A 12694-nucleotide genomic window follows, 5' to 3' on the forward strand; every position below is an offset into this window, starting at 1 on the left:
CTGACCGGCAATGACCGCCCCGACTTCCCTCGCCGCCAGGCCCCCGCCGCACCTTGGGCGGCTGTGGCACGGGAGGGGTGGGCGGGAGCGGATCAAGCGTCCGAGCTGGAAGTCGAAGACGTCGGCGTTCTCGGCCATGCGCTCGGGACGCACCGACTTGGGGATGGCGACGACGCCGCGCTGGCTCAGCCGGCGCAGCACGACCTGCGCGACCGACTTGCCGTACTCCTTGCCGATCTCGGCCAGCAGCGGGTTGGTGAACAAGTCGTTCCGGCCTTCGGCGAAGCCGCCCCAGGACTGGATCTGCACCCCGCTGCCGCATGAGGTCGTGGTAATCGGCGCGCTGGAAGAACGGGTGGGTCTCGATCTGGTTGACCGCCGGCACGATCTCGTTGTTCACGTTCAGGTCGATCAGCCGGTCCGGATAGAAGTTGGCGACGCCGATCGCCTTGGCCACGCCCTCGCGGTTGAGCGCCTCCATGGCGCGCCACTGGCCGTAGACGTCAAGGTGGTCCAGACCCAGCTTGTTCAGGGGCGTCTCGAAACCCGCCAGGCCGCGGATGAGGGCCTTGAGGACCTGGCGGTCGGCCATGGCCCGGTAGGCGTCCGGCGCCTGGTCGAGGGTGAAGGTCTGGCACTCCGGACCACGACGCCCTTCTCCTTCTCGACATGACCGCGCCGCGGCCGCCGCAACGCCCCGCGCACACCCCGAGGGCCACCGGTCAACAGCCGTAAGCCGCCGTACCCGTCCCAGACCTCGCACCGCGTCGCGCGCAGGGCTGCTCCGGAAGAAGTCTCGTTTGCAGCCGGCCGGCGTCTACCCACGAACCGAGCGCATCCTCGCCGATTGCGCCTGCCTGTGCCGCCGGACGGGCCGGATCCACGCACTCAGCTCGCGAAGTGACCCTGCTCCGGCGTCAGTCCCAATGCGGACATGAGCGATTCCGCGGCCTGCTCGGTGGCCTCCGGTGGCACGACCAGCAGATCCCGGCGCCCGTGGGCGGGGGCCATCAGGACGATGGTGCTCGGCGTGCGCGCCGTGGTGGTCCTGCGCAGCCGTACGACCTGGTTGCAGACGAGCATGCGGCCCGGGGCCCCCGCCCACCCGGTGCCGTTCACCAGGACACTGACGATCTGGCCCCAGGCGCGGGGCAGGCCGGAGAGCAGTGACGGGAGCTCCGCCAGGAGGTCGAAGGTTCGCGGCCACCAGGCCCCGTCGATCCGGCGTGGCACGGTGCTCTCGGGCGCTAGGTACAGGCGAAGGAGGGGCGGGGCCGGTGGCGGGCGCCGCAGCTGGTCGCTCATGAGGTGTCCTGTCGGGTGGTTCGGCGCGGCATGTGGCCCTCGGCCGGACAGCGCGCCTCGGCGGCGGGCGATGCGCTCGCGGGGAGGCGGAGTGCGGCGTCGGCCTTCGTCCCTCCCAGGCGTCCTGTGCGTTCGCGTAGGCGGGGAAGCGGTCGAGCAGGCCGGTGTGACGGAAGACCAGGTCGGTCGTGTGGTTTTCGTACACGATGCGTACCCAGCCGCGCCGGGCGCGGCAGTCGGACCACGCCTCGCACAGCGCAGACAGGATGCTGGAGTCGGAGAAGATCACCTCGCTGAGGTCCACGAAAGAGCCGTCCGGGCCGGGCCGCTCGGGCCTCGGCCAGGGCGCGGACCAGTGGTGTTGCGGATTGCGTGTCCAGTTCGCCATGCGTGCGGACGATGCGGCACTCCTCGAAGAGCGCACAAGTGTCGTTCAGAGTGGGCAACGGCTCACGCGAGGATGGTGGTCGAGGCCGGCCGGTCGTCCCTGCCGCGGGCTCCCAAGGGGCCCCGCGCTTCATTCCGCCTCCCCGGCCGCGCCCACCGGGCGACCCGCATCGGCGAGCGCCAGCATGCTCGCGGCGGTCAGTGGGTTCTCCGGGTCTGCAGCGGCGGCCAGCAGCCGGACGGCTGTTCCGGGGGGCTCCTCGGGCGGGACGACCAGGAGCACCCAGCGTCCCACGGTGCCGCAGTCCAGGGTGATGATGTGCGCGTCGCTTCCGGGGCCGGTCGGTTCCACGGCGATCACCCGGCCTGGGGCCATGACTGTGTGCGGGGTGTCGGGCCACCCGGCGGGGTCCACGGTGACCCGTATAACGGCCTCCGGCTCCGGCTCCAACAAGTCGACGAGCGAGGGAAGTTCGAGTTCCAGCGCGTCGCAGCGCGGCCACCAGGCACCGTCCAGCGGGCCGTGGCTGACGTCCGGGGTCAGGGTCAGGCGGGGCAGGGGCATGCGGTACGTGTGCGCGTCTGCACCGGGCGCGTCATCGGCCGGCGTACTGCTGGGTTCCATGGTCCGGTCCCGTCCCGGGAGCCGTAGGACGACTGCCCGTTTCGTCCCTCGCCGGGAACGGCACCGCCGGAAGCGCTACACGAAAAGCTCTCGGTACCGTCAGGCTACACCTGAGCCCCGGAGAAGCGGCCGGGCCAGCCGTCCGGCTCCGTCTTCTCTGCCCTGCCCTATTCCCCTTGTTCTTCCTCCAGCTCCTCCATCAGGCAGATGCCCTCATGTGTCAGCGAGACGGCCGCGGGGGTCCGGTGCGACGTCCAGTCCACGCTGATCAGTCCCTCGTCTGCCAGATAGGCGCAGGCGGCGGAGAGGTCCTCGTCGGGCAGGCCCAGCTCGGCGCGGAGTACCGATCCGCTGACCTCGGGGCGATTGCGTTCGACGGCCCCGTAGAGGGATCGCAGGACCGCCTCCCGGTTGTTCTTGCGTTCGCGGAGTCTTGTCATGGCTGTCGTTCTCCGGGGTCACGGCCGCGGGCGACGGACACGCCGGCGGATCCTCGTGGCCTCGCGGATCCGGGTCAGACCTCGTCGGCGTGAGCGTGCGCGGACTCTGTCGATTTGCTGGTCGCGAGCCGGAGCATGCGGGTTCCACGGCGTGCGCGGTGTCGAGGGTGACATGAAGCCGGGTCCCTCCTTCGCGACCGGCGGGGCAGCTGCTCCACACGGAGCCCCGGACGCGAGACGAGTACGAAACCGTACGGACCACGATTCGGGTCGCTGCCCGACGCAAGCGAGCGACGGTGTGGGGGCCTGCGTCGCGTTTCCACGGCAGCCCCCTCTGCAGGGTATGCCGGGTACGGGTGGCCGTGCGTCTTATGACCGGCCGGGCGGCCGGCCGCCTGCCATTCGCCCGGCCGAGCCCGGTGACCACGCGAGCCGGCCTGGGCCGCAGGACAGCGACCGCACGTGCACGGTCGGCGCCGTTCCCGGTGCCGGCGACCGCCGGGTCGCCGGGGCGGGACCGGCCGGGAGTACGGTGGACACACCGAGGGCACGCCGCGCACCGCCTCAGGCACCGGTGCCGTTCTCGGGGATCGACGACGCCGGGGCGGGGTTCGTCCGTGCCCGAAGGCAGGGTTGGCAATGACCGCGCAGGTGCTCCCCCCGACGACCCTGGCCATCCCCGCTCTCCGGCCGGCACGGGGCAGGCCGCGTACCCGCGCACCGGGCCCGCCGCAGAGGGAGCGCACGTCCTCGCCCCAGATTGCAGATCGGATCCATCGGCTGACGCGTGGTCAGGTCGCGGACCGTCTGCAGGAGCTGGGCGACCTGTACGCGGAAACCTCCGGTGGTGACCCGTGGGCGTGGAACCAGGCACGTGGCCCCTTCCTGGGCCATCTCACGGCCGACGCACGACGGCCGGGGTTCTCGCTGCTGATCGCGGAGACCACCGCCCTGACCGGTTACGCCTATGGCTTCCCCACAGGCGGCTCGGGTCCATGGTGGGCGGGCTTCGACGGGCACGTCCGTGGAGGTCTGCTCCGCCGCGCCGCCTCCGGGCGGCTCTTCGTCGTCTCCGGGATCGTCGTCCCGCCTCGCGTGCGCCGGGAGTACCGGGACCACGTCTGGAACCTGGCCCGGCGCCTGCAGCGGCGACTGCTCGCCGACCACGGCGCCGCGCTCGGCGCCGCACTGGTGGACGTCCGGGACGGCAGGACCGTCGAGACAATGCGGTCCTGGGGCTGGCGGTACGCCGGAGACGACGGCCTTCAGTCCGTGTCGCCCGGTCCGTTCCGCATTCTGGCGCTTGCTCCGGGGACGTGAACAGCCGCGCCCCGTCATGGATCACGCCTCGGCCCGGTCAGGGCACGGGCAGGCGCAGGGCGAGAAGGGCGACGTCGTCCGTGCTGCCCAGGGGCGTCCGGGCCGCCAGCTGGTCGCACAAGATGTCCAGAGGTTCGTGGGCGAGGGCGAGAGCGTGGCGACGCAGTCGGCTGAGCCCTCTGGTCAAGTCGCTGCCGGGGACTTCGATCAGGCCGTCGGTGTAGAGCAGGAGCGTGGACCGCGGCGGCAGCGCGTGGGCGGCACTCGGGCGCGGATCGCCGGCACACGGGTCGGTTCCGAGGATGAGTCCCTGCCCGGCTTCGAGGTACTGCGCGCTCCCGTCGGGGGTCAGCAGCAAGGGCGGCGGGTGCCCCGCACTGGTCCAGTGCAGCGTCCAGGGGCCGGTGTCCGGACCTTCCACCCGGGCGAGGACGAGGGTGGCCATCCGCACGATGGTGATGGCGTGCATGGCGTCGTCGAGGCGGTCCACGACGGCACCGGTCGGCTCGGCATGGTCCCAGGCGAGGGAGCGCAGGATGCCGTGCAACTGCGCCATGCCGGCCGCGGCGGTCAGATCGTGCCCGACGACGTCGCCGATGACGAGGACGAGCGTGCCGTCCCTCAGCGCGAAGGCGTCGTACCAGTCACCACCGACCTGGGAGCCGGGCGGAGCGGGCTGGTACCGGGCGGCCAGCTGGAACCGGCCGTGCGCGGGCAGCGGGGGAAGGAGGTTGCGCTGCATGGCTTCGGCGACCGCGCGCTGCCGGCCGAACCGGAGCGCGTTGTCGATGACCACACCGACCCGGCGGCCGATGTCGCCGACCACGTCGAGATCGCCGGTGTCGAAGGGCCGTGCCGAGTCGGTGCGCACCAGCGTCAGGGCACCAGTGACCTGCCGTCTGCTGCCGAGCGGCACCGTGATGGCGGATGCCGCGCCGGTTGCTCCGAGGAACGCGTCGTGGACAGCGGCCAGCGGTGAGTCGGGCGGTGCGTACAGGTCCACCCGCTCCTGCAGGACGGGCGTGCCTTCGTTCAGTACCTGGACCAGGGGCGAGTAGGTCGCCTCCCCGACCGGGGGCAGATGGCCGCGCCAGTCCTCCTGCCCGGCTGCACGGCCCTCCGGACCGGTCACGGCCACTCGGTGCACCTGACGGGAGCCGACCCGCAGGTCCACCGCGGCCCAGTCGGCGAGGCGGGGGACAAGGACGCGGCTCAACCGGGCGAGGGCCTCGTCCACCTCCAGGGTCTGACCGAGCACGTCGGTGATCTCCGCGACGAGTGTCAGCCGCTCGGCGAGGCTCTCCAGAGCGCTCGTATGAGCCGCTCGTTCCGCCTGTTCCACCCGTTCCGACCGCTCGGCGCGTTCCGCTCGTTCCCTACCGGCACGGCGGTCCGCCGCGGTCTCGACGATCAACACGACCATGCCCTGGCAGACGCCGGAGACGTCGTCCGCCAGGGGGGTGGCCGACCAGGAGATCGGGACCAGCCGTCCGTCACCACGCAGGCACCTGTCGTCGTCCCCGCGTGCCGCACGCCTCTCGGCCAGTGCCCACAGCAGCGGGCAGCGCTCCCGCGGGACGAGGCCACCTCCCGGGTCGCGATGGCACAGGTCGTGCAGATCCCGCCCGTACACCGACCCTGCTGCGCGCTGCAGAAGCCGCTCGGCAGCCGGGTTTACAGCGACGATCCGCCCGGCCGGGTCGATCACGGCAAGGGCCGTGCCCAGCTGCTCGACCACCTGCTGCCACAGAGCCGGCTCCTCCGCGGACAGCCGCCGCTCGTGCCCTGCGCCGGACTTCAGGCCCTCCGCCACGTCGCCGCCGTCCTTTCCGCACGGACCCACCGCGGTGCGCGGCCCCCGGGCCGGCGGGTCACAGAGACGTCGGCACCCCGATGGGTTCCTCTTCGAGTACCCCGCACCCGCGAGTGGGTCGCCGCCCTCGCCCGACCGGCTTCGTCAGCCCGTGGAACGCGAAGCGCTCGACCGCAACCGTGCACGGGTGCCCGCCGAGACGAGAAGTCTGCGGCCGGCCTCCCATGCGGGGTCGCCGTCTCGAACGCCCACCCACATCCAGAGGGAACTGGCCCTCGCCACCCGCCACACCATCGGCGACGCCATGGGCATCGTCGTCGGTCGTCACCACTGCGATCCTGTCAGCGGCTCCCCCGGCTCGTTGGCTGAACCGGAGGAGCCTGAGTCGAGCCAGCCCCATGGATACGCTGCTGAACGCGGCCCATCTCCTGGGTCCCCCCTCCCGAGTCCCCCACACCCGAATGCCCTGCCGCGATGTACGGCAGGCGCTCGATCGTATGGTCATGTGAGCCGTGATCCGCTCCCGCAGGATCCTTGCAGTCCGTCAGGCACTCCCCTTCGTGGACAAAGCCGCGACCGGTCGTGCGCAGGCCCCCGGGAGGCGGGACGCTCTGAGACGACGCGGTCAAGACGTCTTCTTCCGGCTGCGGTTCATGCGCTCCGAAAGCACGGTCGTCTGCCCCGGCGTCTGCTGGTCGAGCAGCCCTTCGCCTGGATCATGCACGCCCGCGGGCACCCGCGACCACGAACGGAACATCCCGCGATCCGCACGAAGACAGCAACCCGGGGTAATAGTCGAATTGTCGTACTCGCAATCCGTACGGCATCGGCGACCCGGGCGGGACACCCGCGGTCTGGGATGTGATCATGATGGAGAACTCTCGAAACGGCACCCTCACGCGGCTCGAGGAGCACTTGGTTCCGGGACGGACACCGCCCCTGAACAAGATCAGCGAGTTGCAGACGGAAATCAGTCAGCTGCAGGAGGCCGTCGTCTCCCACACCGTGGTCGACCAAGCGATCGGCGTGGTCATCACCGTTGGTGGCCTGCATCCCGAGCAAGGATTCCAAGTGTTGCGAGAGATCTCACAGCACACCAATACGAAACTGCGGCAGGTATCCGAACTGATCGTGGACTGGGTACACGGCGAACAGCTGCCGGACGAGATCCGCACCGCTCTCAACAAGGCACTGGCCAGAGCACGGTCATCTGTACGCAGCACAGCTCTGCCGCCCGCGATCTGAGCCGGACGGCAGGGCGGGCGGACGAATGGAATGCCAGCTCACTTCCGAACCCGCACGCGACACGACCTCCGCCCAACGCGTCCCCGAACCCACCTGACCAAAACGTCCCACCCCAGACTTACATCGCGTACGGCGAGCATTCGGCCTCAGGGCGAGACGCCCTCGTCCGACTGTGGCAGTCGCAGGGCGAGCAGGGCGATGTCGTCGCGGGCCCCTGCCACGAGTCCGTTCATCAGCTCGTCGCGAGCGCCTGTGGCACCCTCGCCACCGGCCAGGCCCGGACCGCGCGGACGGTCACAGCGGTGACGACGCCTGGTCGCGTAGCCCCCGTTCGAGACACACCCGGCCGGCCCGGTACCAGCAACGCACCATCCCGACCGGCGGTCGACGCAGCGTGCCCAAGACACGCCGGTCACAGACGCCCCCTGGACAGCTCGAAGAACGCCACGATGCCCGCACGCCCGACAGCCGGAGCACCGTGACGGGGCTGTCGGCCGGGGCAGCGGGCAACCGCAGCACGATCCCCGGGCCGCCCACACGCTGCGGCACTGCCTCCCCGCTGTCCCGGAGAACCGGGTCGGCCTCCCGCGGGCAGGCGGAAGTCGACGATCTCCGTTGCTGCTGGGAGAGGATGGCACCCCTCGCACGGACGAGTGAGTGGGTGCGTCTGCAAATCAAGCACCCGGGAGAGCCACAGGCACACGGACCGCACGAGGCACCGACCGCAGCGTGCGAGCCATCGCGCTCGATCCCACGGAAAAGCCGCATCGGAGTGCTCCGGTGCGGCTTCGCCGTCTCACGCATCCGCGCAGAGCTCCCGCCAGGGACGGACCTCGGTGGGGCTTCGCCGTATCACCCGTGTATCACACAGCCCCTATGACGGGGGTTGCGACTGCACAGGTCTGACCAGGTGGAAGACCTCCCTGGCCAGGTGGCGCTCGAGCTTCAGGCAATCTCGCGCCGGGTTTTGCCCTCCTTGCTGCGGCGCTGGTAGTGCTCCTGGGTACGCGGGTCAACGCGCAGGCGGGTCTGCAAGACCCGGTGCAGGGCCGGGTTCGCCTGCCGGTCGCCGCCCCGGTTCGGGCGACGGTACTGCCGACTGCCCGAGGAACGCCCGACTGGGCTGACCCGCACAGCGCCACGAAGGACGCCTCACTGCCCAGGCGTTCCGGGTTGTCCCCGATCGTGATCAGCAAAGTGACGGCGGTGTCCGGATCGATGCCCACCACCTCGATGTCGAGCAGCTGCGGAGTGTGGCGCTCCATCAGCCGGGTAGGCGGCCTTCCAAGTCCTGGACCTCGTCGCCGAGCTGCCTGATGCGCCGGGCCAGGAGACGCAGGGTGACGTCGGTGGCATGGAGCACCGCCCCTTCGTCGGCCTCGTGGTTCAGGCTGTCGTCGACGAGCCCGGCGCAGGTGCACCATGTGCGGCGAGCGACGCCACCTTCCGAGGCGAACGCTCGCGAAGCCCCTCGCCGCGTCACATCCGCCCGCCTCGTGGACATGGTGTGATGCACCGACCCGGAACGTCGCGCCATGTCCTCGTCGCCTGGCGCTTCGCCGGCCAGGTCTGCGGCGCGGCGGCCATGCGGGCTCGGCTTTGCGAGCGTCCGCGTACCGGGGTAAGGGATGCCCTCGCAGCAAACCCGAGGGCGTGCACCAGCGTGTGCTGGGGGTACGGAACGACGGGGCCGTGCTGAGGCGCACGCAGGCCACGTCACCCGGACGGCCCCGAGCGGCGACACCGGTACGACCTCGGGCATGTCACCCGGACGGGCCACGACAGCCGCCGCGGCTTGACTTCGAGTGTGCTCCAATCCCTAGAGTTCCGATCACGGATTTCCGCCCACGCGTACGCCCTGCCACCGAGGACCACGGTCGCGAACGGGAACCGTGAACGCGGCGGTGAGCGCGACCGTTTACCCGGCCAGGCCGGTTCTCAGGACAGAGGTGATCCGATGAACGTACTGGTGACCGGCGGGACGAGCGGACTCGGACTTGCCATGGCCTCCGCCCTGGCCGCGACGGGAGCCTCCGTCGCCCTGACCGGGCGGTCCGGCGAGCGTGCGGAGTCCGTCGCGGCGGGACTGCCGGGGGCGACCGGCGTCGAAATGGACGTGCGCGACGAGTCCTCGGTGGCCAGGGCCGTCGACCGAGTGTGGTCGCGGCTCGGCGGCATCGACATGCTGGTGAACAACGCCGGCATCGGCATGCGCACGGTCAACCCGCGCTTCATGACACAGCCTCAGGGCTTCTGGGAGGTACCGTCCGACGCCTTCCGTGCGGTGATCGACACCAACCTGACCGGCTACTTCCTGGTCGCCCGCGAGATCACGCCACGGATGCTGGCATCCGGCGGTGGCCGCATCGTCAACATCTCGATGAACCACTCGACCATGCGACGCGCCGGCTTCGTTCCCTACGGGCCGTCGCGTGCCGGCAGCGAGGCGCTGTCCCGCATCATGGCGGCCGACCTGCGGGGCACGGGCGTCACCGTCAACCTGCTGCTGCCCGGCGGCGCGACGGTCACCGGGATGCTGCCCCAGGACGTCGCCTCCGAGGACCACGGGTTCCTGAGTCCCGCGGTGATGGGCCCGCCGATCGTCTGGCTGGCCTCCGACGACGCAGCCGGCGTGCATGACGAGCGCCTCGTCGCCGCCGAGTTCGAACAATGGCTGCGGGAGTGGGACAGCCGTCAGCCAAATGAAACGGGCAAGCAAGAACCAGACGCTCACTGAGTACGGCTGGGGTGGGCCAGCGCGTCCAGCTGGGCACCCATCAGGGGCTCGACGTGTCCGGGCAGGGCGCCGGTGACAAAGTCGACGACAGCCTCGCGAAGCCCTGCCGGAGCGTCGGCGGCGTCGAGGCGGGCGCCCAGAGGTGGCGGGGTGGTGAGGGCGCGGGGCTCCTGCTCTCGCTGCTCGGCCTGAGGCCGTGCGGCCGGCGCGCCGACAGGGCCGTTCGCCCGAGGCTCACCGCGTCGACTCGGACTCCGGGTCCGCCGGTCGTGGCCGGAGGTCCTTCCTCAGACGTGCACCGTCTCCAGTAGCGCACGGGTCTCGGCGACTACCCGCGCGTTGAACTCCGGGTCGTGCACCTGTGCGGAACCCCGCATGGGCTGTCCCTTCTCGTCGTAGTAGACGCCGGTGGTGTCCGATTCGTCGGTGAGTATCCGGGTGATCATGCGCGCAGCGGTGCCCGGGTTGGTCCAGTACTTGATGAGCGGGGCCAGTGGCGAGAGCACGTACTTCGACAACAGACGCAGGAACAGCCCGGCATCACGGCCGAGATTCGTGCCGGGGGCGAAGCCGGGCTCGATGGCGTTGAACCGCAGCCGGGGTGTTTCGCGGGCGAAGGCGAGTACCGTTGCCAGGTTGCACTGCTTGGACGTGGCGTAGGCGTCTCCGCCGGGCAGTTTCGAACCGCCGGGCTTCCACTCGCCACGGGCACTCGCCTCGGCGGAGATGTACCGGGCGCCGCGGAAACCGGACATGGTGGCTGCCTTGCGCTCCGGATCCTCCACGGCCGAGACGATGAACACCACCTGCGTGCCGTCTTCGAGGTGAGGTACGAGCGCCTCGGTGAACACGAAAGGCCCGATGTGGTTGGTCGCGTAGGCGATGTCCCAGCCGAGGGCGTTCGTGCCGGGACGGTTGGGGAAGATCCCCGCGTTGTTGAGCACGCCAGTGATCGGAAGGCCGAGCTCGGTGATCTGAGCGACGGCGCGTCGCACGCTCGTCACGTCCGAGAGGTCGCAGAGGACGGACAGGGCCTTTCCGCCGCCGGCTTCGATGCTGCCGCGCACGTCGTCGAGCTTCGTGGCGTTGCGCCCGACCAGCACGACGGTGCCGTGCTTGGCCAGTTCGAGGGCGGTGCGGCGGCCGAAGCCTGAGGTGGGGCCGGTGATGACGTAGACCTTGTCGGGCATGATGCTCCTTAGATGTCTGACTGATCAGTCATTAATGGGTGTGCGAGAGTGCGAGGAAGCGGCCCGGGGCGGGTCAGCCGATCATGCGCCAGAGTGCGTCGAAACCGGACTGCTTGTGCTCGTCGGCGCGGTCCGGGTCGCCGATGATGTAGTCGATGGTGGCCTCGGCCAGGGCATTGGACAGCGCGAACACCAAGGCCGCCGGGGTATCGCGCATCGGGCCGTTCGCCCTGCTGCGCTCCAGGATCTCCGCGATGCCTGTCATGGCCCGGTTGGCCGACTCATGGGTGGACGCCGTGACCTCGTCGGAGACCTGGAGGTGGGCCAGAGTGCGGCGCTTGAGGGGATTGGCCGTTGCCCAGTCCATCCACCGTGACCACATGTGCAGCATCTGGGTGCGGGCATCGGCCGCGGGCAGGCCGCCGAGTGCAGCTGCCCCCATCTCGCCCTTCAGCTCCAGGTAGAGCTGGTTCAGCAGATCCGCTTTGGTGTCGAAGTAGGTGAACAGCGACCCGTTCGAGACGCCGGCCTCCTTCGCGATCGCCGCCGTCGCCGCCCCCAGGCCCTGAGCAGCGATGATTCGCGTTGCGGCGGCCATGATCGCCGCACGCTTGTCGTCACTCCTCGGCCTGGGCATGAGGACAGTCTGTAGGAGAGTGGCTAGTCAGTCAAACGTAGAGGGTCATTTTTCCCGGACGCACACCACATCAGATATCAACGCCGCCACCCGCTTGAGCTTCGGTCGACGCCTGGCGGCGTGAACGCCGAGCACAATCCTCCAGCCAGATCCGCGTGGAGCACGCCAACGCCGAGTACACGCAAGGACGGGCCCTGCAGCGCCACACCGGCCGCCGCATGAGCGAGGGCCCGCACACCGTCGAACGCGCAGCCCTCCACCTTGCCGCCCTGCCCGCCCACATCCAGCGCGTCACCATCGCCGTCAACATGGACGTCGACACCGGCCTGACCTGCGGCGCCCTCACCCACGCACATCTGTACATGGACTGCGTCACCGGAGCCGCCTGGACCTTCCAGCCACCCGCCGACCCCGGCATCCGCGCCATGACCATCGCCGAGCTCTACCGACACACCATCAACGGCCAACAGGTCTGGAAACTCCGCGCCGACGGCCAAGGCCGGGCCGACGGCCTCGACGGACTCGCCCGAGCCCACGGCGTCAACATCACATAGCCAGCCGTCAACTCCCTACACGGGAAGCAGGTTCCGAGAAGACAGCGAGAAGGGGCCGGTAGTCCGGGCGGACATCCGGACAGCTCCGGCGGGGAGCCGGTCACAGGCGGCGGTAACGGTCTTCAGGGAGGATCGCGGAGTGCTCGAGGTGACCGTCACGGTCTCACCGGCCGACCGTCGGCCCCGCCGGACAGATTGCTCTACGTCGACGGCAAGCTCACCGCCGCCAGGGACTGGGCCTACACTCCCTGGAACGCGATCGGCTCCCTCCAGATCGGCCGCGAACTCTCCTCCGGCGCCTACGGCGAGTACGCCAACGCAGGCATCAGCGACGTCCACGTCTACAACACCGTCCCGCCTCCCGCCGAGGCCGCCGCTACCGGTGCCAACCCCGCCATCAGCCAACTCGACTGACCACTGGGGGACGTTCAGGCGCTCGAC

The 12694-nt window shown here is 70.2% G+C and carries 12 protein-coding genes and 2 pseudogenes; 5 read left to right on the top strand and 9 right to left on the bottom strand.

Annotated elements, in window-relative coordinates; translation table 11 throughout:
* Positions 1 to 102: 102 nt before the first annotated feature.
* From BLW82_RS08635 to BLW82_RS08650, 5 genes and pseudogenes are all read right to left on the bottom strand, one after another.
* A pseudogene (locus BLW82_RS08635) lies at positions 103 to 544 on the bottom strand (aldo/keto reductase); the annotation flags it as partial.
* A 344-nt stretch (positions 545 to 888) separates the two neighbouring features.
* Positions 889 to 1305, bottom strand: a complete 417-nt coding sequence (locus tag BLW82_RS08640; RefSeq protein WP_093498239.1) for a DUF5994 family protein — start codon at positions 1303 to 1305, stop codon at positions 889 to 891.
* Between the two features lie 178 nt (positions 1306 to 1483).
* A pseudogene (locus BLW82_RS46235) lies at positions 1484 to 1693 on the bottom strand (hypothetical protein); the annotation flags it as partial.
* Between the two features lie 129 nt (positions 1694 to 1822).
* Positions 1823 to 2257 carry a DUF5994 family protein gene (locus tag BLW82_RS08645; protein ID WP_093507935.1) on the bottom strand — a complete coding sequence of 145 codons (435 nt, stop codon included), beginning with the start codon at positions 2255 to 2257 and terminating at the stop codon, positions 1823 to 1825.
* A gap of 227 nt (positions 2258 to 2484) precedes the next feature.
* The gene (locus BLW82_RS08650; RefSeq protein ID WP_055707187.1) at positions 2485 to 2757 is read right to left on the bottom strand and encodes a hypothetical protein; all 273 of its coding nucleotides are present in this window, start codon (positions 2755 to 2757) and stop codon (positions 2485 to 2487) included.
* A gap of 639 nt (positions 2758 to 3396) precedes the next feature.
* Between BLW82_RS08650 and BLW82_RS08655 the strand changes: the two genes are divergently transcribed.
* Positions 3397 to 4077 (top strand): hypothetical protein, encoded by a 681-nt coding sequence (locus tag BLW82_RS08655; RefSeq protein ID WP_177232885.1) that lies wholly within the window; start codon positions 3397 to 3399, stop codon positions 4075 to 4077.
* Positions 4078 to 4114: 37 nt separating this feature from the next.
* Here BLW82_RS08655 and BLW82_RS08660 read toward each other — a convergent pair whose 3' ends face one another.
* Positions 4115 to 5890 (bottom strand): SpoIIE family protein phosphatase, encoded by a 1776-nt coding sequence (locus BLW82_RS08660; RefSeq protein ID WP_093498240.1) that lies wholly within the window; start codon positions 5888 to 5890, stop codon positions 4115 to 4117.
* Positions 5891 to 6757: 867 nt separating this feature from the next.
* On the opposite strand from BLW82_RS08660, the gene BLW82_RS08665 reads away from it, so the two are divergent.
* A complete protein-coding gene (locus tag BLW82_RS08665; RefSeq protein ID WP_256215714.1) occupies positions 6758 to 7135 on the top strand; it encodes an ANTAR domain-containing protein in 378 nt (125 codons plus the stop codon).
* A 945-nt stretch (positions 7136 to 8080) separates the two neighbouring features.
* Here BLW82_RS08665 and BLW82_RS45275 read toward each other — a convergent pair.
* Positions 8081 to 8269 carry a transposase gene (locus BLW82_RS45275; protein ID WP_256215715.1) on the bottom strand — a complete coding sequence of 63 codons (189 nt, stop codon included), beginning with the start codon at positions 8267 to 8269 and terminating at the stop codon, positions 8081 to 8083.
* A gap of 823 nt (positions 8270 to 9092) precedes the next feature.
* Between BLW82_RS45275 and BLW82_RS08675 the strand changes: the two genes are divergently transcribed.
* Entirely contained in the window at positions 9093 to 9872 is a 780-nt protein-coding gene (locus BLW82_RS08675; protein ID WP_093498241.1) for an SDR family NAD(P)-dependent oxidoreductase, read from the top strand.
* Between the two features lie 287 nt (positions 9873 to 10159).
* On the opposite strand, the gene BLW82_RS08685 is transcribed toward BLW82_RS08675, so the two are convergent.
* Positions 10160 to 11062 (bottom strand): SDR family NAD(P)-dependent oxidoreductase, encoded by a 903-nt coding sequence (locus tag BLW82_RS08685; RefSeq protein WP_093498243.1) that lies wholly within the window; start codon positions 11060 to 11062, stop codon positions 10160 to 10162.
* 73 nt (positions 11063 to 11135) lie between these two features.
* On the bottom strand, positions 11136 to 11699 hold the full coding sequence (locus BLW82_RS08690) for a TetR/AcrR family transcriptional regulator (RefSeq protein WP_093498244.1): 564 nt from the start codon (positions 11697 to 11699) through the stop codon (positions 11136 to 11138).
* 155 nt (positions 11700 to 11854) lie between these two features.
* On the opposite strand from BLW82_RS08690, the gene BLW82_RS08695 reads away from it, so the two are divergent.
* Positions 11855 to 12253, top strand: a complete 399-nt coding sequence (locus BLW82_RS08695; protein WP_093498245.1) for a TerD family protein — start codon at positions 11855 to 11857, stop codon at positions 12251 to 12253.
* A gap of 195 nt (positions 12254 to 12448) precedes the next feature.
* Positions 12449 to 12667, top strand: coding sequence for a hypothetical protein (locus tag BLW82_RS08700; RefSeq protein ID WP_093498246.1), 219 nt, complete (start codon positions 12449 to 12451; stop codon positions 12665 to 12667).
* Positions 12668 to 12694: the final 27 nt, after the last annotated feature.

Origin of the sequence: Streptomyces sp. Ag109_O5-10, assembly GCF_900105755.1 — a bacterium.
Classification (GTDB): Bacteria; Actinomycetota; Actinomycetes; order Streptomycetales; family Streptomycetaceae; genus Streptomyces.

What these genes read in the sequence shown, in the direction of transcription:
- BLW82_RS08640 (WP_093498239.1), bottom strand. Translation starts at nt 1,305, where the DNA reads ATGAGCGACCAGCTGCGGCGCCCGCCACCGGCCCCGCCCCTCCTTCGC.
- BLW82_RS08645 (WP_093507935.1), bottom strand. Translation starts at nt 2,257, where the DNA reads ATGCCCCTGCCCCGCCTGACCCTGACCCCGGACGTCAGCCACGGCCCG.
- BLW82_RS08650 (WP_055707187.1), bottom strand. Translation starts at nt 2,757, where the DNA reads ATGACAAGACTCCGCGAACGCAAGAACAACCGGGAGGCGGTCCTGCGA.
- BLW82_RS08655 (WP_177232885.1), top strand. Translation starts at nt 3,397, where the DNA reads ATGACCGCGCAGGTGCTCCCCCCGACGACCCTGGCCATCCCCGCTCTC.
- BLW82_RS08665 (WP_256215714.1), top strand. Translation starts at nt 6,758, where the DNA reads ATGATGGAGAACTCTCGAAACGGCACCCTCACGCGGCTCGAGGAGCAC.
- BLW82_RS08675 (WP_093498241.1), top strand. Translation starts at nt 9,093, where the DNA reads ATGAACGTACTGGTGACCGGCGGGACGAGCGGACTCGGACTTGCCATG.
- BLW82_RS08685 (WP_093498243.1), bottom strand. Translation starts at nt 11,062, where the DNA reads ATGCCCGACAAGGTCTACGTCATCACCGGCCCCACCTCAGGCTTCGGC.
- BLW82_RS08690 (WP_093498244.1), bottom strand. Translation starts at nt 11,699, where the DNA reads ATGCCCAGGCCGAGGAGTGACGACAAGCGTGCGGCGATCATGGCCGCC.